The sequence below is a fragment of the Lentzea sp. NPDC054927 genome (genome assembly GCF_053610285.1).
On record NZ_JBSGXZ010000003.1, the window covers coordinates 70,671 to 90,311 of the forward strand.

The 19,641-nt window shown below is 68.9% G+C and carries 21 protein-coding genes; 16 read left to right on the forward strand and 5 right to left on the reverse strand.

Annotated elements, in window-relative coordinates:
- Positions 1 to 8 precede the first annotated feature (8 nt).
- Genes ACWGE0_RS06655 through ACWGE0_RS06670 form a run of 4 tightly spaced genes read left to right on the forward strand, consistent with a single transcriptional unit; the run spans position 9 to position 3,701 of the window.
- Positions 9 to 1,124 (forward strand): FAD-dependent monooxygenase, encoded by a 1,116-nt coding sequence (locus ACWGE0_RS06655; RefSeq protein WP_452259928.1) that lies wholly within the window; start codon positions 9 to 11, stop codon positions 1,122 to 1,124.
- On the forward strand, positions 1,121 to 2,884 hold the full coding sequence (locus ACWGE0_RS06660; RefSeq protein ID WP_452259929.1) for a CocE/NonD family hydrolase: 1,764 nt from the start codon (positions 1,121 to 1,123) through the stop codon (positions 2,882 to 2,884). The genes ACWGE0_RS06655 and ACWGE0_RS06660 overlap by 4 nt, the downstream gene beginning before the upstream one ends.
- On the forward strand, positions 2,881 to 3,366 hold the full coding sequence (locus tag ACWGE0_RS06665; RefSeq protein ID WP_452259930.1) for a nuclear transport factor 2 family protein: 486 nt from the start codon (positions 2,881 to 2,883) through the stop codon (positions 3,364 to 3,366). The genes ACWGE0_RS06660 and ACWGE0_RS06665 overlap by 4 nt, the downstream gene beginning before the upstream one ends.
- Positions 3,367 to 3,386: 20 nt before the next feature.
- Positions 3,387 to 3,701 carry an NIPSNAP family protein gene (locus ACWGE0_RS06670; RefSeq protein ID WP_452259931.1) on the forward strand — a complete coding sequence of 105 codons (315 nt, stop codon included), beginning with the start codon at positions 3,387 to 3,389 and terminating at the stop codon, positions 3,699 to 3,701.
- 5 nt (positions 3,702 to 3,706) lie between these two features.
- On the opposite strand, the gene ACWGE0_RS06675 is transcribed toward ACWGE0_RS06670, so the two are convergent.
- Positions 3,707 to 4,159 (reverse strand): DUF7010 family protein, encoded by a 453-nt coding sequence (locus ACWGE0_RS06675; protein ID WP_452259932.1) that lies wholly within the window; start codon positions 4,157 to 4,159, stop codon positions 3,707 to 3,709.
- Positions 4,160 to 4,299: 140 nt separating this feature from the next.
- Here ACWGE0_RS06675 and ACWGE0_RS06680 point away from each other — a divergent pair, with 140 nt between their 5' ends.
- The 9 genes from ACWGE0_RS06680 to ACWGE0_RS06720 all read left to right on the forward strand — a co-directional run bounded on the left by ACWGE0_RS06680 (position 4,300) and on the right by ACWGE0_RS06720 (position 11,807).
- Positions 4,300 to 4,737 (forward strand): Hsp20/alpha crystallin family protein, encoded by a 438-nt coding sequence (locus ACWGE0_RS06680; protein ID WP_452259933.1) that lies wholly within the window; start codon positions 4,300 to 4,302, stop codon positions 4,735 to 4,737.
- A gap of 12 nt (positions 4,738 to 4,749) precedes the next feature.
- A complete protein-coding gene (locus ACWGE0_RS06685) occupies positions 4,750 to 5,007 on the forward strand; it encodes a hypothetical protein (RefSeq protein WP_452259934.1) in 258 nt (85 codons plus the stop codon).
- A 129-nt stretch (positions 5,008 to 5,136) separates the two neighbouring features.
- Positions 5,137 to 7,401, forward strand: a complete 2,265-nt coding sequence (locus ACWGE0_RS06690) for a catalase (protein WP_452259935.1) — start codon at positions 5,137 to 5,139, stop codon at positions 7,399 to 7,401.
- Between the two features lie 11 nt (positions 7,402 to 7,412).
- Positions 7,413 to 7,814, forward strand: coding sequence for an ankyrin repeat domain-containing protein (locus ACWGE0_RS06695; RefSeq protein WP_452259936.1), 402 nt, complete (start codon positions 7,413 to 7,415; stop codon positions 7,812 to 7,814).
- A gap of 160 nt (positions 7,815 to 7,974) precedes the next feature.
- Entirely contained in the window at positions 7,975 to 8,652 is a 678-nt protein-coding gene (locus tag ACWGE0_RS06700; protein WP_452259937.1) for a hypothetical protein, read from the forward strand.
- The gene (locus ACWGE0_RS06705) at positions 8,639 to 9,055 is read left to right on the forward strand and encodes a phage holin family protein (protein WP_452259938.1); all 417 of its coding nucleotides are present in this window, start codon (positions 8,639 to 8,641) and stop codon (positions 9,053 to 9,055) included. The genes ACWGE0_RS06700 and ACWGE0_RS06705 overlap by 14 nt, the downstream gene beginning before the upstream one ends.
- A complete protein-coding gene (locus tag ACWGE0_RS06710) occupies positions 9,031 to 9,645 on the forward strand; it encodes a DUF3618 domain-containing protein (RefSeq protein ID WP_452259939.1) in 615 nt (204 codons plus the stop codon). The genes ACWGE0_RS06705 and ACWGE0_RS06710 overlap by 25 nt, the downstream gene beginning before the upstream one ends.
- 175 nt (positions 9,646 to 9,820) lie before the next feature.
- Entirely contained in the window at positions 9,821 to 10,810 is a 990-nt protein-coding gene (locus ACWGE0_RS06715; protein ID WP_452259940.1) for a carboxylate-amine ligase, read from the forward strand.
- A complete protein-coding gene (locus ACWGE0_RS06720) occupies positions 10,785 to 11,807 on the forward strand; it encodes an iron-containing redox enzyme family protein (RefSeq protein WP_452259941.1) in 1,023 nt (340 codons plus the stop codon). Before ACWGE0_RS06715 ends, ACWGE0_RS06720 begins: the two co-directional genes overlap by 26 nt.
- Here the strand turns inward: ACWGE0_RS06720 and ACWGE0_RS06725 are convergent.
- A complete protein-coding gene (locus ACWGE0_RS06725) occupies positions 11,729 to 11,926 on the reverse strand; it encodes a CDGSH iron-sulfur domain-containing protein (RefSeq protein ID WP_452260216.1) in 198 nt (65 codons plus the stop codon). The genes ACWGE0_RS06720 and ACWGE0_RS06725 overlap by 79 nt on opposite strands.
- Positions 11,927 to 12,011: 85 nt before the next feature.
- Positions 12,012 to 13,217, reverse strand: a complete 1,206-nt coding sequence (locus ACWGE0_RS06730) for a PP2C family protein-serine/threonine phosphatase (protein ID WP_452259942.1) — start codon at positions 13,215 to 13,217, stop codon at positions 12,012 to 12,014.
- A 197-nt stretch (positions 13,218 to 13,414) separates the two neighbouring features.
- On the opposite strand from ACWGE0_RS06730, the gene ACWGE0_RS06735 reads away from it, so the two are divergent.
- Positions 13,415 to 13,822 carry an ATP-binding protein gene (locus ACWGE0_RS06735; protein WP_452259943.1) on the forward strand — a complete coding sequence of 136 codons (408 nt, stop codon included), beginning with the start codon at positions 13,415 to 13,417 and terminating at the stop codon, positions 13,820 to 13,822.
- A gap of 35 nt (positions 13,823 to 13,857) precedes the next feature.
- Here the strand turns inward: ACWGE0_RS06735 and ACWGE0_RS06740 are convergent, their stop codons facing one another.
- Positions 13,858 to 14,196 (reverse strand): MerR family transcriptional regulator, encoded by a 339-nt coding sequence (locus ACWGE0_RS06740; protein WP_452259944.1) that lies wholly within the window; start codon positions 14,194 to 14,196, stop codon positions 13,858 to 13,860.
- A gap of 523 nt (positions 14,197 to 14,719) precedes the next feature.
- On the opposite strand from ACWGE0_RS06740, the gene ACWGE0_RS06745 reads away from it, so the two are divergent.
- Together ACWGE0_RS06745 and ACWGE0_RS06750 are read left to right on the forward strand one after the other, a co-directional pair.
- Positions 14,720 to 15,571 (forward strand): tetratricopeptide repeat protein, encoded by an 852-nt coding sequence (locus ACWGE0_RS06745; protein ID WP_452259945.1) that lies wholly within the window; start codon positions 14,720 to 14,722, stop codon positions 15,569 to 15,571.
- 720 nt (positions 15,572 to 16,291) lie between these two features.
- On the forward strand, positions 16,292 to 17,575 hold the full coding sequence (locus ACWGE0_RS06750; protein ID WP_452259946.1) for a hypothetical protein: 1,284 nt from the start codon (positions 16,292 to 16,294) through the stop codon (positions 17,573 to 17,575).
- A 52-nt stretch (positions 17,576 to 17,627) separates the two neighbouring features.
- Here the strand turns inward: ACWGE0_RS06750 and ACWGE0_RS06755 are convergent, their stop codons facing one another.
- On the reverse strand, positions 17,628 to 19,634 hold the full coding sequence (locus ACWGE0_RS06755) for a glycoside hydrolase family 32 protein (protein WP_452259947.1): 2,007 nt from the start codon (positions 19,632 to 19,634) through the stop codon (positions 17,628 to 17,630).
- Between the last annotated feature and the right edge of the window lie 7 nt (positions 19,635 to 19,641).

Genomic DNA, 19,641 nt, shown 5'->3' on the forward strand with positions numbered 1-19,641 from the left:
GAACGACTGTGACGCGGGCTGTGGTGATCGGCGCCGGAATCGTCGGGCTGACGACGGGAATCGCCCTGCGCCGGGCCGGGATCGACGTGGTGATCTGCGAGCAGGCGCCGGAGATCCGCGCGGCCGGTGCCGGGCTGGGGCTCTGGGCGAACGCGCTGGCGGTGTTCGACGAGCTCGGCATCGGTGAGCAGGTGCGCGCCATCGGCAAACCCAGCGAGATGTACTTCCACGACCCCGCCGGGCGCCTGCTCGAGACCCCGGAGTTCGGTGTCGAGGACCACCGGTACCTGTTGGCGCACCGCGCGAAGCTGAACGATCTGCTCGCCGATGCCGTGGGACGCGAGAACATCCGTCTCAGCACGGGGTTCCGCGAGTACGAGGAACACGCCGGCGGTGTCACTGTGCGGTTGACCGACGGCAGCAGCGCGGAAGCGGACGTGCTCATCGGAGCGGACGGGGTGTACTCGGCGGTGCGCACGCAGCTGGTGCCGGGCGCTCCGGCACAGGAGCACCGCGGCCATCAGGTCTGGCGCGCGGTCGTTCCGGCCGACGGCATCGCCGTTGCGGGGAACCGGCTGATCCTGGGCACCGACGGATGCCGGGGCGGGTACGTGCGCACCCACGACGGCGGCGTCTACTGGCTGGTGAACCAGTTCAAGTCACCACCACTGACCGGTACCCGCAAGCAGCAGGCGTTGGAGCGCGCCCTCCACTTGGAGGACGGCCCGGACGGAGTCCTGGCTCAACTGATCGGCGCGACGCCGGAAGAGCTGATCCTGCACAACCAGGTCATGCTCGTACCTCCGCTGCCGCACTGGGTTTCCGCACGGGTCGCACTGGCAGGGGACTCCGCACACGCGATGTCGCCGCACATCACCGCCGGTGCGACGCTGGGCATCGAGGACGCCGCCCTGCTCGGCGGCCTGCTCGCCGGGACCGGCGACGTGCCCGCAGCACTGGCGGCCTACCAGGCCGACCGGATGCCGCGGTACGCCCGCGTCGCGGAACTGTCCGCGGCGGTTGAGCACGCTCCCACACCACAGGAGTTCGCCCGGCACTACGCCGCGTTCAGCCACTGGATGATCACGCCCCAGAATTCGGCCCAGGACCAGGTGCGGGCATGAGCTTCTCCGTCGACGTGGACCTGACCGTGCCGATGCGCGACGGCATCGCCCTCGCCACGAACGTGTGGCTACCCGAAGGTCCAGGCCCCTTCCCCGTTCTGCTGATTCGCACTCCCTACGGCAAGGACGACGCCGGAACGTACGGCAACCCGAAGCTGCCGGACGTGTTCGCGTTCGTGGAAGCCGGATACGCGGTGGTGGCGCAGGACGTCCGCGGGACCTCTCGCTCATCCGGAACGTTCGTGCCGGGCACCCACGAAAGCCGTGACGGTGCCGACACCCTCACATGGCTGGCCGAGCAACGGTGGTGTGACGGCACGGTCGGCATGTGGGGCGGGTCCTACATGGGCTTCACCCAATGGCTCGCGGCCGCGCACGCCTCACCGGCACTGCGCGCCATCGCACCCGTGATGAGCTCCGCCGACCTGTACCACGCACCTTGGTACTCCCCCGGCGGCGCGTTGTCCCAGGACGCAGTGCTCACGTGGAGCACCCTTTCGGCGCTGCGCAACCTGCGCCGAGATCTCGCCGACGGCCGCGGTGACCCTGCCGACGCGCAGAAACTCCTGTCCAGTGTGGACGATCCTCGGCTGCTGCACGATCCGTTGCCGCTCTCCGGGCTAGACGCCGTGACGCGCAACCTTCCGTGGTTCGGCGACGTGCTCGGCCATCCTGAACACGACGCGTTCTGGCAGGAGGTCGCCCCGATCGACCACTGCGGCGACATCTTGGTACCGGCACTACAAATCGGCGGCTGGTACGACGTGTTCATCGGCGAAACCATCCGGTCGTACACGATGATGCGCAACCACGGCGGCAGCGCCTCGGCCCGTGACGGCCAGCGGCTCGTCGTCGGCCCCTGGGCCCACCCCGACGGCGCTGACCTCGGCACGTTCCCGGACCGGTCGTTCGGCCTCGCCGGCAGCATCAAAGCCGCCGACGTCACCGGCGAGCACCTGAGGTTCTTCGACCGCTGGGTCCGCGGCCGGACGGACACTCCCGCGGACACCCACCGCGTCCGGATCTTCGTCATGGGCATCGACCGGTGGCGCGACGAGCAGGACTGGCCGTTGCCGGACACCAGCTACACCGACTTCTTCCTCGCCGGTGGCGGTCGCGCCAACACCGCCACGGGCGACGGAGTCCTGACACGCGATGGCGTGCGGGTCGAGGCGACGGACACCTGTCTCCACGATCCATGCCGTCCTGTTCCCACGCTGGGTGGCACCGTGCTGGCCGGCGCGTCCGGTGCCTACCCCGGTCCGGCCGACCAGGCCGCGGTCGAAGCGCGGGACGACGTGCTGTGCTTCACCACCGACGTCCTCGAGCGCCCGATCGAAGTGACCGGGCACGTCACTCTCGTGCTGCACGTCTCCAGCTCGGCGCCGGACACCGACTTCACCGGCAAACTCGTCGACGTGCACCCCGACGGCCGCGCAATCCTGCTGTGCGAAGGCATCCAGCGCGCCCGCTACCGCGACTCCCTCACCGACCCGGCGCTCATGGAACCGGGCACGGTGTACGAACTGACCATCGACGCAGGCGTCACCTCGAACGTCTTCCTCGCCGGACACCGCATCCGGCTCGAAGTCTCCAGCAGCAACTTCCCCCGCTACGACCGCAACACGAACACCGGCGGCACCATCGCCACCGACACCGAGGACGACCTGACCGTCGCCGTCAACCGGGTCCACCACGGACCGGCGCATCCCAGCCGCCTGGTGCTGCCGCTGATCGAACGCGCGGAGGTGCGGCCGTGAACACACTTGAAGAACTGGTCGACCGCGCAGCCGTCGCCGATGTCGTCGCCGGCCTCGCCCACGCCCAGGACGACAGGGACTGGGCCGCGCTGCGCCGGCTGCTCGCCGACGAAGTGCTGCTGGACCTGTCCACCCACCACTTCGGCACACCACCTACCACCACGGCGGCCACCGATCTGGTCGCGCTGGCGAGCAACACCCTGACCGGCTTCGACTGCACCCACCACGCCACGTCCAACCTGGACGTGCGCCTGTCGGGCGACGACGCCGAGTGCCGCGCCCACGTGGTCGCCTACCACCACGTCCCCGCGGACCCCGGCGTTGTCGACCACTGCACCATGCGCGGGTACTGGCAGCTGAAGCTGCGCAAGCTCGGCGGACGCTGGCTGATCACCCACTGGGCCGTGCGGCGCACCTGCCCGTGGGAGGGATCCCCGGACGTCTACGCGCTCGCCGCCCAACGCTCCGCATCGATGTCCTGACGGCCGACGAGGAGAACTCGATGTTCTACGAGATCCGCACCGAACACGCCCGCGCCGGCCTCGGCGCCGAACTGGCGCTGTACATGGACGGGACCGTCATCCCCCTGCACCTGGAGATGGGCATGACCGTGGTCGGCTCCTTCACCGTGGCCGGCGACGAGGACAGCTTCGTCTGGATCCGTCGTTTCGAGGACGCAGCAGACCGCGAACGGGTCCTGGACGCCGTCCACAGCCACCCCCGATGCGCGGCAGTCGTCGACACGGTGTCGGCACTGCTGAGCGGAGCCGAGTCCACGGTGCGGCTGGAACCGACTCCCCAGTCCGGCCTCCGCTGACCCGGTCAGGCGACAGATCGCTGAGCCAGGGCGGCGAGCTTCCGCCCGTCCAGCAGGCCCGCCACGACCGTGCCCCACAGCACCGCCGCCAGGAGCAGGAACCTGGTGGAACCGAAGAGCTTCGCGAACGGTGCGAAGTGCGCGCCGACGACGAACAGCACCCAGGCGGGCACCGCCTGCGGCAGGTCGAGCACCGTCAGCAGCCGCGACCCCGCGAAGATCGCGACCACCATGAGCAGCACCGCGATGCCGTACGTCTTGCCGAACGGGCTGTCCTCGCGTCCGCCGCCGGAAGGCAGCTGCCCCGCGGACCGGCTGAAGCGGAACACCCAGCCCGCGAGGCCCGCGGCGATCACCACACCCAGGACCATCAGCACGGTCCCACCGCCGGACACCGCGACCGCGCCGGAGAACCACCATCCGGCGCCGAACCCCACGCCGATCAACGACGTGATCATCAGCGTGATCGCATCGCCTTGGTGAACTGCGGTTCGGCTCCCGTCGTCTTTTTGACGACAATCCATCTTGTCGTCGTTCCGATGACATCCTACAATCGAGGTGCGCGTTGACAGCAGTCGAAACATCGAGGAGGTGCCGGATGTTGATGCGCACTGACCCGTTCCGGGCGCTGGACCGCTTGGCGCAGCAGGTGTTCACCGGACCGGGCACGTGGTCACGGCCCACGGCGATGCCGATGGACGCCTACCGCTCGGGCGACGAGTTCGTGGTGGCGTTCGACCTGCCGGGCGTGTCCGCGGAGGCGATCGAGCTGGACGTTGAGCGCAACGTGCTGACTGTGAAGGCGGAGCGGCGCCCGGCCATCACCGGCGACGACGTCGAGATGCAGGTCGCGGAGCGGCCGCTGGGCGTGTTCTCCCGCCAGCTGTTCCTCGGCGACACTCTCGACACCGAGCGCATCCAGGCCGCCTACGACGCGGGTGTGCTGACCCTGCGGATCCCGGTGCTGGAGAAGGCGAAGCCGCGCAGGATCGCCATCACGAACACCGAGCAGGACGTGAAACAGATCGACGCCTGACCAGGGGTGGTCATGGCCACGCGGACGCTGGACGAGGAGTTCCTCGCGCTGGTGGGCGAGGACGAGGACCTTGTGCGCGCCGAGTTCGACGAGATCATCGCGGCGAACTGGGGAGAGCCCCCGCTCTCCCCAGCACCACGCCGACCGGTCCCGCCGACGCCGTACCGGGACGTGCTCCACCCGCACGGGCAGGACCACGTTCCGACCGGCAGGCCTGCTCGGCAGCGCTCCCCTCCGTCACGGAAGGCAGGTGATGCGTGGGCCCGATGAACACGAGGACGTGGCCTCGTACGCCAGATCGCGTACGAGGCCACTTGCCATGAGCCACAGCTTTCGACGCTTATCCGGCCGGAGCGCGGGTATTGCCAGTCGTAGGTTTCCCGCCCCGAGGAGGAAGCAGTGGCTACCCACAAGCCGGGCAAGCTCGTGAAGGCAGCGCTCGAAAAGGCGGTGGACAAGGTCACCGAGCTGGTGAACCCGCCGATCCCCGGTGCCCCTGGCAGCGAGCCGCCGTCGCTCGAGGAGCCGACCGAGCCGCGCGGACCGTTGCCGCCCAAGCCGGACCAGACCGGGCCGGAGACGGTGTCGCCGACAGGAGCTCCTACCGGCGCACCGCAGTCGGCCAACGGACAGCAGGGCGACTTCCTCACCACGTCGGCCGGCGCACGGCTGTACGACACCGACCACTCGTTGAAGGCCGGAGAGCGCGGACCAACGCTGCTGCAGGACCACCACCTGCGCGAGAAGGTCATGCACTTCGACCACGAGCGCATTCCGGAGCGCGTCGTCCACGCTCGCGGGTACGGCGCGCATGGTGTTTTCGTGGGCTACGGCACGGCCTCGAACGTCTGCAAGGCCGGTTTCCTCGGCGACGGCGTCGAGACACCGGTGTTCGTGCGGTTCTCGACCGTGCTGGGCTCACGAGGTTCGGCCGACACCGTTCGCGACACCCGCGGGTTCGCGACGAAGTTCTACACCCAGGAGGGCAATTTCGACCTGGTGGGCAACAACATCCCCGTCTTCTTCATCCAGGACGGCATCAAGTTCCCGGACATCATCCACGCCGGCAAGCCCCACCCGGACCGCGAGATCCCGCAGGCGCAGAGCGCGCACGACACGTTCTGGGACTTCGTGTCCACCCACACCGAAGCCACCCACCACGTCATGTGGAACATGTCCGACCGCGGCATCCCCCGGTCCTACCGCACGATGGAGGGCTTCGGCGTCCACACGTTCCGCCTCGTCAACGCCGACGGCGAGACCGCGCTCGCGAAGTTCCACTGGAAGCCGAAGCTGGGCGTGCACTCCCTGGTGTGGGAGGAGGCGCAGATGATCAACGGCATCGACCCCGACTTCCACCGCCGCGATCTCGCCGACGCCATCGAGTCCGGCGCGTACCCGCAGTGGGAGCTCGGCCTGCAGGTCCTGCCCGACACGCCTCGGCAGACGTTCGAGGGCATCGATCTGCTCGACCCGACGAAGATCGTGCCGGAGGAGCTCGCCCCGGTGCAGCCGGTCGGCATGCTGACGCTCAACCGCAACACCACGAACTACTTCGCGGAGACCGAGCAGGTCGCGTTCCACCTCGGAAACCTGGTGCCCGGCATCGACGTCACCGACGACCCGCTGTTCCAGGCCCGTCTCTTCTCCTATTTGGACACTCAGCTGAGCAGGCTGGCCGGTCCGAACTTCAACCAGATCCCGATCAACCGCCCGCACGTGCCGGTCAACGACATGCTGCGCGACGGGTTCCACCAGCACGCTGTACACGCCGGTGTCGCCCCTTACCGGCCGAATTCCCTCGACGGCGGCAATCCGTTCGAGGCGGGAGTCGAGGACCGGCCGTTCGTCGAGGTGGCCCAGCCGTTGCCGAAGGCGGTGAAGATCCGGCAGTCGCCGACGTCGTTCGCGGACCACTACACCCAACCGAGGTTGTTCTGGCTGAGCCTCTCGCCGATCGAGAAGGAGCACGTCGTGCGCGCGTTCACCTTCGAACTCGGCAAGTGCTACGAGCAGGCCATCAAGGAACGCCAGCTGCGAGTGCTGGCCAACGTCGACCCGGTGCTGTGCAAGGAGGTGGCCATCGGACTCGGACTGCCCGTCCCCAGCGCCACCGTGCGGCCCAGGAAGGTCACGCCGAGCCCTGCCCTGTCGCAGATCGGGCGGACCTGGCCGACGGACGGGCGCATCATCGGAATCGTGGTCGATCCGGCCGATCTCGACGGCGTGCGGACGGTCCGCGAGACGATCCTGGCCGGTGGCATGGTCCCGTTGCTGATCGCCCCCACCGGCGGACCGCTCACCCCCGACAGCGGCCTGGTCGCCCAGCGGACGCTACTCACCGCGCGATCGGTCGAGTTCGACGCCCTGCTGCTCGCGGGCAGCCCACCGCCCGGACCGGACGCCGTGCCTGCCAGGGACGCGAAAGCCGGCGCACCGAGCACCGCCGTCGATCCCCGCATCGTCCTCATGATCCAGGAGTGCTTCCGCCACGCGAAGGCCGTAGGCGCGTGGGGCACCGGACGCACCGCCGTCGAGGCGGCCGGGTACGGCACCGAGCCGGGAATCGTGATCGGCGACGACCCGTCGGACGTCCTCAAGGAGATGACCATCCTCCTCGAAGCCCACCGGGTGTGGGAACGCTTCCCCGCGACGATCGCCTGAGGAGTCCGGTCGTGACCAACGCGCTCACCGAGCAGGAACTCGCTATCCTGCGGTCGATGTTCGACCTCGCCCGCACCGGCGACACCGACCGGCTGGCCGAGGCGATCGACGCGGGGATCCCGGTGAACCTCACCACCAGCGCGGGCGACTCCCTGCTCGTCCTGGCCGCGTATCACGACCACCCCGGCACCGTCGCGGCGTTGCTGGAGCGAGGCGCCGACACCGGGCGCGTCAACGACCGGGGACAGACAGCGCTCGGGGCGGCGGTCTTCCGCCGTTCCGAGCGCACGGTCGAGCTTCTGCTGGACGCGGGAGCGGATCCCGCCCTCGGGACCCGATCCGCTCTGGACGTGGCCCGGTTCTTCGACCTGCCGGAAATGCTGACCCTGCTGACGTCCCGGGACGCCAGGTAGCGCCGGAACGGCCCCCGAGTTCGCCGAGGTGCGCATCTACCCCCGAACTTTCTCGCAAAACCCTTGTCTCGCAATAACTTCCGCCGCCTCGACCTGGTTTGCACCGGGTTGCGTGGGGTAGCTCGCACTGCGAGCACCCGTCGACATTGAGGAGCCAGTCGTGACCGAGAACCAGATGGGCGGTGTTCGTGACACCGCCAAGCAGGAAGGCGCCGCGGTGATGGACCACGCCAAGGATGCCGCCGAGGAGGTGCGGGCGACCGCTCAGGACCAGTTCGGGCAGGTGGCGCAGGAGGCCAGGACACAGGCGAACCACGTGCTGCACGACGCGCGGACCAGGATCTCCGAGGAAGCCGAACAGCAGGCCAGGAAGGCGTCCACCCAGCTGGGCAGGATCGCCGACGAACTGAACTCCATGGCCGACGGCGCCTCGCAGGACTCCATGTCGGCAGGCGCCGTGCGCCAGATCGCCGACTCCAGCAGGCAGGCCGCGCGGTACCTGGAGGAGCGGGGTGCCCGCGGCCTGCTCGACTCCGCGCAGGACTTCGCCCGGCGGCGGCCAGGCGCGTTCCTGCTGGGCGCGGCGGTGGCCGGGTTCCTCGTCGGCCGCGTCGCGAAGAGCGCGACCGGTCAGCAGCCCGCCGCTTCGCCTCGACCGGCACCGGAACCCGAGTTCGCGGCAACGCCCGCGGCGCCCGCCCATGAACTGGACGCGCCGGCCGCCGCTCCGTCCTTCGAGGAACGAGGTGCGATCGGCACCGAACAGAATCCGGCGCTGCGGGAACCGTACTCGCCGGATCCGGTGCCCTCCGGAGGTGCGCGGTATGTCCAGCCCTGACACGGGTCTGCCTCCCGCTCCCGCCGAACGTGAGTCGCTCGGAGAGCTCGTCGGGGAACTGGCGCAGGACCTCTCCCAGTTGATGCGCCAGGAACTCGAACTGGCCAAGGCCGAGATCCGCGAAGAAGCCAAGAAGGCGGGCAAGGCGGGCGGCATGCTCGCCGGCGCCGGCTTCGCCGGGTACATGACCGCGGTGCTGCTCAGTCTCGCCCTGGTCTTCGCGCTCGGCGCCGTCCTGCCTCTCGGCTGGGCGGCCCTGATCGTCGCCGCGCTGTGGGGCATCGCCGGCTTCGCGTTGTACAGCACCGGCCGCACCAAGCTCCGCCAGGTGGCGCCCAAACCTGAACGCACTGTCGAATCCCTGAAGGAGGACGCCGAATGGGCGCGACACCCGACCAAATAAGGCGCGAGATCGACCACACCAGGGCCGACCTCGTCGACGACGCCAACCGTCTCGTCGACCGCACCAGTCCGCGCCGCATCGCGCAGCGTCGCACGCAGCGGATCCGGAACGGCCTCACCTCGTTGAGGGACAACATCATGGGCACCACCAACGCCACCTCGACCGTGCAGGACCACGCACACCAGGCGAAAGAAACCGTCGCGGACAACGCCGGTCGCGCCGTGGAAGCAGTGCAGGACGCCCCACGTCAGGCGATGCGTCAGACGCAGGGCAACCCGATCGCGGCGGGCATCGTCGCGTTCGGCGGCGGCCTGCTGATCGCTTCACTCCTGCCCAGATCCCGGGCCGAACAACAGTTCGTGGCCGAAGCCAGTGACCGGGCGAGCGACGTGATCGAGCCCGTCAGGCAGTCGTTGACCGAATCCGCCGAACACCTCAAGGAGGACATGACGTCGGACGTCCGCGATGCCGCGGGCGAGGTGAAGCAGACTGCCACGGACGCGGTCAGGACCACGGCCGACCAGGGCAAGTCCTCCGCTCAGGACGTGGCTCAGCACGGCCGCGATGCTGCCGGCGAAGTCCGGTCCTGACACGGCTGTACGAGGGCCTCGATCTCCGCGGAGATCGGGGCCCTCTTCGCACGACGAGGCCGCGAACCGCGAGCACGGTCGGCCCAGGCCACGCTTGAGTTGCCCGTGGCGGTTCGTGCCTGCCCCGTACGGGTAACCGCAGTTCGCAACGTCCAGGAAGAGCGGAGACGGTCACTTGCCAGACGCGTGCGCCGACACCGTTGGTGTGGAAGAAGAGTTCCTGCTCTTCGATCCGGCCTCCCAGCGCACGGTCATGCGCGCGAACGCTGTGCTCGCTCGGTTGCACCACACCGATCTGACCCACTTCCACGCCGAACTGGCCGGAACCCAGGTCGAGGCCGCGACCGGACCGTGCACCAGCGTGGCCAGGCTCGGCGAGGCCCTCACGCACGCCCGCGCGATGGTCGCGGACGCTGCGCGCGAGGAGGGCCTCGAGCTGCTTTCCCGTGGTACGCCGATCAAACCCGCCACGCGTCCGGTCGTCACGGACGGTGCGCGGTATCACCGCGTGCTCGCCGCCTACGCGGGCGTCGTCGAGGACTACGAGGCCTCCGGGTGTCACGTGCACGTCGGCGTGCCGGACCGCGAGACCGCGGTGGCCGTGCTGAACCACGTGCGGCCGTGGCTGCCCACGCTGCTGGCCCTGTCCGCCAACTCCCCCGACCGCGGCTACGCGAGCTGGCGGACGGTGCTGCAGTCGCGGTTCCCGGGAGCGGGCGTGCCTCCGCTGTTCTCCGACGCGGAGGAGTACGACGCCCACGTCGACCGGATGGTGGCCTGCGGGACGCTCGTGGACCGGGCGCAGTCGTTCTGGCTGGTGCGCCTGGCGACGACGCTGCCGACCGTCGAGTTCCGCGTGGCGGACGCGGCCGCCGAGGTGGACGACGCGGTGCTGCAGGCGGCACTGTCCCGTGCGCTCGTGCACACCGCTCACGAGGACGTTCTCGCCGGGAAGGAACCGCCCGCGGTGCGGGACGACGTGCTCGCCGCCGCGGTGTGGACGGCCTCCAGACACGGGATCGACGGCGTCGGCGTGGACCCGTGGCGGGAGTGCCGGGTGCCCGCGACCGCGTTGCTCGACGACCTGCTCAAACACGTGACGTCCGCTTTGGAGGAACGCGACGAGCTGGCGCTCGTGCATGGGCTCGTCACTGGGCGGGTATGACAGGTGGGTGCAACTTCCTTCGCCTCGCGGCCCTTTGTCCGAGCGTGTCGTCGCCGCGCTGAACGGTGAACCGGACGGACGCGAGATCGTGTTCGAGGCCGCCGATCCGTACGGCGAGGACCTCACCGTCGCCCTGCACACGTTGTACGAACTGCATTATCGCGGTTTCGACGGCGTGGACCCTGCGTGGGAGTGGGATCCTGAGCTGCTGCGTCTGCGCGCGCAGATCGAACGCGTCTTCCTCGACCGGCTGCGGTCCGATGTGGACGGCGGGGACGATCTCGACGGGACTCTGGAAGCGATTCTGGTCGAGCACGTTCCGGGCAGCGGCGTCTCACACCACCTGCGGGACAACGGAACCTGGGACCAGATGTGCGAGTACTTCGCGCATCGTTCGGTCTACCACCACAAGGAGGCAGACCCGCACGCGTGGGTGATTCCGCGCTTGCGGGGCAAGGCGAAGGCCGCTCTGGTGGCGGTGGAGTTCGACGAGTACGGGGGCGGCCGGGCCGACCGGATGCACTCACGCCTGTACGCCGATCTCCTCGAGGGCGCGGGAATGTCGGCGGAGTACCTGCACTACTTCGACGACGTGCCGGCACCGGCCATCACGATCGTCAACATGATGTCGATGTTCGGCCTGCACCGGTCGTTGCGCGGCGCGCTGGTCGGCCACTTCGCCGCCGCCGAGATCACCACGGGACCGAGTGCGCAGCGCATGGCGCAGGCGTTGACGCGGTTGGACGCCGACCCGCGTTGTGCCGAGTTCTTCACCGAGCACATCGAGGCCGACGCCGTGCACGAGCAGATCATGCGAAACGACGTGATCGGCTCGCTGCTGGAGCAGGAGCCGTCGCTCAGGGCGGACGTGGTGTTCGGCATCCAGGCGACGGAGCACCTGGAGTCACGCCTCGCCGATCACCTGTTGTCCTCGTGGGAGGCGGACGCGTCGTCACTGCGGACCCGCTTGCGATGGCTGGTGTCGCAGAACGGATAGCGCTTGCTGCGGCGACAAGCGCACACCGCGACCACGAACCGGTCACTGGTGTGCGTGATGCCGTCGTCGGTGACGATCTCGATCGGTCCCTCGACGAGCATCGGGCCGTTCGGCACCATCGTCACCCGGCGCGGGTTCTGTCCGGCCACCGCGAATCACCACCAGTTCCTCGTGTCGCTGATGGCTACCCGATGTGTGTCGCCATCACTCGTGGCGAATCGCCACCAGAGCGATGTCGTCGGTCGCCGGCCGGTCACCGACCATCGTGGCCATGATCTGAATGCACGCTGCCTCAGGACCTGCCGGGGTGACAGCCCTGCGCAGCCGCTCCAGACCGACGTCGAGGTCCTGCCCCCGGCGTTCCACGAGACCGTCGGTGTAGAGCACGAACAGGGATCCCGGCGGCAGTTCGACGACGGTGCTCCGGCGGCCGGTGCTGCCCAGATCGAAACCGATCGGTGGTCCGACGTGGACATCGGCGAACCGGGTCTCGTCGCCTGGCACCGCGAGGGCGGGAGGCAGATGTCCGGCCACCGCGAGACTCATCCGGTCCGTTGCCCTGTCGATGATCCCGTAGGCGACCGTGGCCATCGTGTCATGCTCGAAATGGCTGGCCTTGCGGTCGAGTTTGCCCAGAACCTCCGCGGGATCCGCGTAGTCCAGCGCGTAGGCGCGCAACGCGCTCCTCAACCGTCCCATGACGACCGCGGCCCGCAGTCCGTTGCCGGCGACGTCGCCGATCACCAGGCCCAAGCGCTCACCGGGCAACTCGAACACGTCGTACCAGTCGCCGCCGACGCCGCTTTCCGTGCCCGCGACGTAGCGGGCCGCCAGCTCCCAGCCCTCCGTGCGCGGCAGACGGGCGGGGAGCAGGCTTTCCTGCAACATCGCCGCCGCGACGCGTTCGGAACGGGTCCGGTCCACGTAGACCGCTACCGCGAGGCGATCGGCCACGAGCTGCAGCGCCTCGATCTCCTCGTCGGTGAACCGGCGCGACGTCGTGCTGCCGACGTGCAGGACACCGGTCAGCTCACCCTCGGCGATCATCGGTACGCCGAGCAGCACCCGCAGACCGTGCTCCCACAGCAGCGGATTGACCACTGTGGACTCGTCGACGCGTTCGATCTGGAGCGGCTCCCGGAACTGGGCCACGCGGCCCGCGAAGCCCTTGCCGACCGGCACGCGCACTCCCTGGAAGACCTCCTCCTCGAAGCCCGCGGTCGCCCTCGCCACCAGCTGCGTGGCACTGCGATCCATCAGCAGGACGGTGACGGTGTCGACTCCGAGCAGGTCACGAGAGCGTTCCAGCAGCACCTCGAGGAGTTTGTCGAGGTCGAGTTCCTTGAGCGTCCCGTCCGTGACCGCGTCCAGGACACGCAGCCGGATCGACGAACTACCGTCCTTCTCCATTTCACCTCCGTCCCACCACGTACAACCGGCACCACGTGCGACTGCCAGCTTCCCATGACCGGTGCTGTCCTGCGGCTGGGTGATCCAACCGTGGGCTGGGCGACGGTTCACCACCGCGAGGAGCGGGCACCCAACCCAGTGCGAAGAGCATGTTCGGGACCAGTTCGCTCGGTGGTGTGATGCACAAGGAGGACGAAGTGACGAACGGCAGGACCTCCTCTGATGCGACGCAAGTGCTGGAGCTCGACCGGGATGTCGCCGACCTCAGCCGGGTGCGCCGATGGACCGAGGCCTCGCTGTCCGGCATCCACCAGGATGAGCTCGTGGACGTGTTGCTGGTCGTCACCGAGCTGGTCGCCAACGTCTACGACCACGCACGGTTCCCGGCGCGCCTGCGGCTGCGGAAGTCGGCTGAGCCGTGCGTCGTCCAGATCGCGGTCGAGGACGCATCACCGTCGGCACCCGCCCTGCAACCCCTCTCGTCCGATTCGGTACGGGGTCGTGGACTGGTGCTCGTGAACCAGCTGGCCAAGCAGTGGGGCGTGGTTCAACGTGCGCTGGGAAAGTCTGTGTGGGCTCTGGTCCCCTGCCCACGCACGTCCTGAGTTCTCGGACGAGGACTCAGGACGATCCACTGTGGTCACACACCTCGCAGAGGCGGGTACGGCTCGCCGGGGGCCGGAGAGGGCGGTGCCTGGGCGTTGAGGCTCCTGGCCTCATCGAGTTGGTCTTCCAGGGTGACGATGCGGCAGGCGGCCTCCAGGCCGATGCCGTCGTCGATCAGGGTGCGGACGCGGGCTGCCAGGCGCAGCTGCATGCGCGAATAGCGGCGATGCCCACCAGCCGAGCGTTGCGGCTCGATCAGCTTCGCCTCGTCGAGGGTGCGCAGGAACGCCGGTGTGGTGCCGAGCATCTCCGCGGCGCGGCCCATGGTGTAGGCGGGGTAGTGGTCATCGTCAAGGGGTGTCTCTGGGGTCATCGCGCCTCCGCGTCACGAGGGGCCCCGATGCGTAGCACCGGGGCCCCAAGGGTTTGTGGGTTTCACTTCCATCAACCGACCGTGAGATCGGCTTCTTTTGTCCGCGTGATCCGCACCAGGGGCGCGGTCCGCGGGGACCGTTGCTTGTGCTTAACCGAAGACCACCTGCCAATCCGATGGAACTGCGGTACCCGCCCGGCGGAACTCAGCCGACGGCGGGCGATCCGATGGCGTGCGACCCTCCCCTTCTTCTCTGGTATCCGACTTTGCTGCGTCTTGCACTTGCCACGGGCAGTTCGTCATCTCCCGTGCCGATAAGACGTTGTCTCTCTCGCTACACGCAGAACACTACACCCAGCCAGAGGCGAATGTCTACCTCAGCCACTACAGATTTGTTCGCTCCGGCGACGCAGGCACGCCGACCTGCGGCTTCGGGATTCCTTGCGCCGACACGGGAGCGGCGCTGCGTGGTGAGCCAGCTGGCGCGAGTGCGTTAGCCTTCGCACAGATTGTGGGTGACCAAATGAGTGAGCCTGACTTAGGCCCGATGGGCCGTCATGACTCCGAACTGCTCGACAACGGCACCGAACAAGCGCGTGAGCGGGCGATCGAAGTGCTCGAACGGGCTGTCGCGGCGGGAGAACCCACGGCCGCGCGGCTGTTGGCCCTCGGGTATCTCGAGCAGGGCCGGCTGATCGAGGCACACGAGTTGCTCGGTCCCCTGGTCGCGACGGGACGCGACGATCTCGCCGACGTGCTGGCCGAGGTGCTGGCGGACCTCGACATGATCGACGACGCCGAGAACGCATACCTGCTCGCCGTCGCCTCGGGCGACAGCAAGGCGATGAACAACTTCGCGTTGTTCCTGGCCGAGCAGGGCCGCTTCGACGAGGCCGTGGGCATGTTCGAGCGGGCCGTCGAACTGGGCGACACGCTGGCGCCCGCGAACCTGGTCCGCACCCACCTGCACGACCGGCGCGACGTCGTCACCGCGCTCACCGTCGCCGAGCAGCACCTCGACGCGGCCAGGCCGACGACCTACTGCGCGCTCGCCGAGGTCTACGCCGAGCTGGGACGCCTGGACGAGGCAGAGCAGCTGCTGCGCGTGGCCATCGACCTGGACGCCCAGCAGGCGCACATCGACTACGCCAAGTTCCTGCACCGTCGCCGCGACGATCTCGAGGCCGCCGAACGCGAGTACCGGACGGCCGACGAGCTCGGCGAGCCTGCCGCCGGCTACCACCTCGGCGCGTTCCTGCTCGAGCACGGCGATGAGGACGAAGCCGCCGACGTGCTCGAGCAGGCCGCCGGCTGGGGCGATCTCGACGCTCGACGGCTGCTGGACACCGAGTTCGAACTCGTCACGGATCCGTGAGCGCACAACGGCGGGCCGAGCTGACGCCGACTGCTCGAACTACGAGTTCAGACCGTGTCGCCGGGGTGCTGCGGCGCGTCAGCCGGTTCGCGGAACAAGCCGGTGTAGGACCGCTGGTCACCGTCGGGCGACGAGTCAGGCCTCGCGTCGAGGTGATCCATGTCCGGGTGGCTGAAGAGACCGTCCCCTGAGAACGCGGCCGTCGGCTGCGTCCCGTCATGGGATCCAACACCTGCATCATCCGCGCCGCGGTCGTGCACGCCGTCACGGGAAACGTACTGGGATTGCATGGGCTCCGACTTTCTTTGCGTCCTGTGCGTGCTCGCGGTGAATGGTGCTGCAGCAGCCGCACGGCGCTAGGGGGTTCGGGAAGATTTGACGAAGTCAGGCCCCGATGGCGGCAATGGTACACCTCATCCGGCGGCGTGTGCCCGGCAATACCGCAACACGGGCACGTGACACGTCGCGAACATGCCGCATAAGTCCTTTGTGGACCTGAACTTGAACTCCGTCACGCGAGTGTCCTCAGTGGATCGTCGCCGTGGCGCGGGTAGCCGTCGACCGCTCCGGCGAGGGGATCGTCGGGCACGGACAGCCTGACGACCCGATTCCTCCCGGCCACGCCACGTTCGGCGAATCCTCTGTTCAGCGGTGCCGAGCGAGGGCGCGGCGGGCATAGAACAGGACTCGTCCACGGCCACGGGGAGGGGCGGTGCGCTGATGGTGGAGTCGCGCGTGCTGGGACAGGTCGAGGTTCACGTCGGGGAGACGCCGGTGGCGGTCCGCGTGGTGCTCGCGCTGCTCGCCGTCGCGGCAGCGGTGGCCGTGACGGCGGTGTTGACCTACCTGGCGATCGCGACCTTCATGCGGGTGTGGCGACGGGCGCAGGCAAAGGGCTACACCGGCCCTGTCACGCCCGCGATCCTCATGATCAGCGTCTTGGTCGGTCTGCTGGGCGGGGCGTTCCTCGGCGCCGTGCTGGTCCGTCCTGCTTACGACGCGTTCGTCGTTCTCGCCATGATGCTCGGCGTTGGGGCGGCGTTGGGCGGGCTCGCTCTGGCCGTGCACCTGCTGCCCGCACGGCTCGTCCGGTCCGGCAGACGACAGCGACCACGAACTCCGTTCCGGGTAGTGGGCAACCTGGCGGCCGTGACACCGCCGCTGGTGATGGCGGCGCTGCTGCTGAACGGCAAACCCGCGACGGTCGGCATCCAGTTGCTGCTGCCGATGGCGATGCTCTCGGCCCTGTGCCACTCCGCGGCACGGCGAGCGGACCGCATCGACGCGCTGCCACCGGTCGACCCGCGCCCGGCCGTGGTGTGGATCCGTGGTTTCGGCAACGAACGCCGCCAGTTCGGCTTCCGGCGACGCGGCGAGGAGGAGACGCGCGCCCGGCCGGAGCTCAGGAAGATCTTCAGCCGCCGCGCGGAGCCGATGCCGTTCGACGACTACTTCGCACCGGCGATCGCTGATGGGCTCGGCCGCGGGTACGGCCTGGGCAACCCGCGCGACTACCTCCCGCCCGACGGGCTCGACCGCCACTACGCCACCGACGACTCGTGGCGCGAGCAGTTCGCCGACCTGGTCGCCGGGGCCCGGTGCGTGGTCATGGCGCCGGGTGACTGGCCGGAGCTGCAGTACGAGTTCCAGGTGATCAGGGAGCTGGGGGCGCACCGCAGGCTGTTCGTCTTCACACCGCCGGCGGACAAGGCTCGCCAGATCCGGCGGGTCAACCGGCTCAAGGGGTTCCAGCACGAGGACTGGGACGATTTCGCGGCGGCACTGGGTGATGAAAGCGGCTATCGGCTCGGGCCGGACCCGGGGCCCGGAGCAGTGGTGACGTTCGAAGAGGACGGGCGTGCCGTGGTGCTGACTCGTGGTGCTGAGGAACCGGTGGACTACCTGGCCGCCGTGCTCGGTCACCTCGCCGAGGTCGAGCAGTCAGCGCCGCCCGAGACCCGTCCTGGAACCCCCAAACCACCGTCGAGTTCTGGAAGGACCTGATCTGAGCACAGTGGCGAGGACGGGCGCGCCGCCCTCGCCTCCGTCTGTCCGCTCAGTCGCTCAGCAGCAGGTGGTCGACCATGAGGTGGCCCCACGCGCCGGTGGCCTGGTCGATCACCCGCACCTGGGCGCTCTGCCCCTGCAGGTCGCTGACGTCCCAGTCGAGTGGTTTGAGCACTCCCGTGTCGTCCCCGGTGGCCGTTCGCACCACCTGGCCGTTCACGATCAAGTTGATCGTGGTCTCCCCTGGCGAGCCGTGCGGATGGTTTCCGCCGGCGATCAGGAAGTGCAGGTGCTTGCGGTCCAGGGTGAACGCCGGTGAGGTGATCGTGCCGGTGGCCGGGTCGCCGCCGCCGGCGAAGGTATCCAGCGTCGCGTTGCCGACCATGCCCGGCAGGTGCCAGGGCAGCGGTCCGGTGCCGGTGAAGCTGCCGGTGGTGGTCCAGCCGGGGTCGTAGGAGGAGCCTTCGAACCCCGAGAGGACTGTGGCCGGGCGCTGGTTCAGGTCGTTGAACTCGGTGATCGTCGTGTTGGAGAAGGTGGCACTACCGCCGGTGGCATAGAGGTTGATGCCGGTGTCCGAGGGATCGGCGAACACCTGGCTCGAGTGCACGTACCGGCCGTCGTCGACGAACACCTCGATGGAGGTCCGGTCGACCAGGATCCGCAGGTGCGCGGTGGTCTTCGCCGGATTCCACGGAGCGCTGCTCTCACCCCGCGGCCCGCCAGGATCCGGCTGCCCGGTCTGCCGCCGGTTCAGGTAGCTGTAGTCGTGGTAGATCCCGGCATCCGCGTGCCGGGTGCCGTCGGCCGACACCCGCAGCTGCAGCCCGATGTTGTCCAGCTCGGTCCAGCTGACGTCCGTTTCCAGCTGGTACGCCGTGCCGTGGTACGCCAGCGGCACCAGGCCGTCGTTGACCTCGATGGTGCCGAGGTTCGTCACGGACGCGGCGTGCGAGGCCAGGGCCGAAGTCGGTTGAGAGGCGAGGGAATACCCGTCCGCATAGCGCTTCAGCGTGATCTGCCGGACGATCGAGTCGGTTCCGTTGAAGCCGTCGGAAGCTCTCGTCGGCGTGGTGTCCGCGTACGCCCAGTTGTTCATCCAGGCCATTGCGAACCGCCGGTCCAGCGGCGCGGACTGGTCCTCCCAGGTGACGCCGGCGTACCAGTCGAAGCCGTGGTCCAGCCACTGCGGCGCAGGCGAGTCCGCGGTGAACGCACTCCCGTCGAACGAGCCGGTCCAGTACGCGTAGGTCTCCGGCTTCCCTGCCGCCCGGCCGTTGGCGCTCACGCCCAGGACCCAGTGCGTGGTGCCGTCGTCGGCGCGGATCTGGAACAGGTCCGGGCATTCGAGCGTGCCGTAGGTGCTCGCGAACTCCGATCGCCGGGTCCACGTCTTGAGGTCCGGTGACGTGAAGAACCCGATCCGGTCTCCTTCGGTGATCACCGCGACCCACCGTCCGCGTTCGGCGTCCCAGACCACCTTCGGGTCGCGGAAGGCGCCGCGGCCGCCGTTCGGGATCACCGGTGTGTCGCCGTGCGGCCGGAAGGTCCGGCCACCGTCGATCGAGTACCACAGGAACTGCGCCTGCGGCCCGGAGCCGTTCGCGATCTGCGCAGGGGTCGGGTGATCCATCTGCGTGACGAGCTGGATCACCGCACCCGCGCCGAAACCGGCGGTGTTCGCGGTGTCCACGACCGCGGATCCGGACCACAGGTCGTGGTTCGCGTTCGTCTTCTTCGGCGCGGCGATGCCCTGATCCGCGAAGGCGACCCCGTCGGAGGTCGTCGCCAGCCGCCAGGCGGTCCCGACCTCGGTCGGGTAGTCGGCGTTGTAGAGGTAGTAGTAGTTGTATTTCCCGTTGAGGTACACCGGCCGCTGAGGATCGTTCTTCCAGCGGTCGGGCACGGTGAAGTGGTACTGCGCGCGATATGTGGCCGCGGCCTGCGCCGGGGTGGCGCTACCGGGACTCGGCAGGCCCACGGCCGCGGTCGCCAGCACGAGTGCGGCGGCGAAGGCGATCCGCAGCAGGCGAAGTCCGCTCGTCGTTGAGCTCATTCGACCT

What these genes read in the sequence shown, in the direction of transcription:
- ACWGE0_RS06680 (WP_452259933.1), top strand. Translation starts at nt 4,300, where the DNA reads ATGTTGATGCGCACTGACCCGTTCCGGGCGCTGGACCGCTTGGCGCAG.
- ACWGE0_RS06730 (WP_452259942.1), bottom strand. Translation starts at nt 13,217, where the DNA reads ATGGAGAAGGACGGTAGTTCGTCGATCCGGCTGCGTGTCCTGGACGCG.
- ACWGE0_RS06685 (WP_452259934.1), top strand. Translation starts at nt 4,750, where the DNA reads ATGGCCACGCGGACGCTGGACGAGGAGTTCCTCGCGCTGGTGGGCGAG.
- ACWGE0_RS06755 (WP_452259947.1), bottom strand. Translation starts at nt 19,634, where the DNA reads ATGAGCTCAACGACGAGCGGACTTCGCCTGCTGCGGATCGCCTTCGCC.
- ACWGE0_RS06660 (WP_452259929.1), top strand. Translation starts at nt 1,121, where the DNA reads ATGAGCTTCTCCGTCGACGTGGACCTGACCGTGCCGATGCGCGACGGC.
- ACWGE0_RS06725 (WP_452260216.1), bottom strand. Translation starts at nt 11,926, where the DNA reads ATGGTGCCGAACGGCCCGATGCTCGTCGAGGGACCGATCGAGATCGTC.
- ACWGE0_RS06675 (WP_452259932.1), bottom strand. Translation starts at nt 4,159, where the DNA reads ATGATCACGTCGTTGATCGGCGTGGGGTTCGGCGCCGGATGGTGGTTC.
- ACWGE0_RS06710 (WP_452259939.1), top strand. Translation starts at nt 9,031, where the DNA reads ATGGGCGCGACACCCGACCAAATAAGGCGCGAGATCGACCACACCAGG.
- ACWGE0_RS06670 (WP_452259931.1), top strand. Translation starts at nt 3,387, where the DNA reads ATGTTCTACGAGATCCGCACCGAACACGCCCGCGCCGGCCTCGGCGCC.
- ACWGE0_RS06740 (WP_452259944.1), bottom strand. Translation starts at nt 14,196, where the DNA reads ATGACCCCAGAGACACCCCTTGACGATGACCACTACCCCGCCTACACC.
- ACWGE0_RS06720 (WP_452259941.1), top strand. Translation starts at nt 10,785, where the DNA reads ATGGGCTCGTCACTGGGCGGGTATGACAGGTGGGTGCAACTTCCTTCG.
- ACWGE0_RS06750 (WP_452259946.1), top strand. Translation starts at nt 16,292, where the DNA reads ATGGTGGAGTCGCGCGTGCTGGGACAGGTCGAGGTTCACGTCGGGGAG.
- ACWGE0_RS06745 (WP_452259945.1), top strand. Translation starts at nt 14,720, where the DNA reads ATGAGTGAGCCTGACTTAGGCCCGATGGGCCGTCATGACTCCGAACTG.
- ACWGE0_RS06705 (WP_452259938.1), top strand. Translation starts at nt 8,639, where the DNA reads ATGTCCAGCCCTGACACGGGTCTGCCTCCCGCTCCCGCCGAACGTGAG.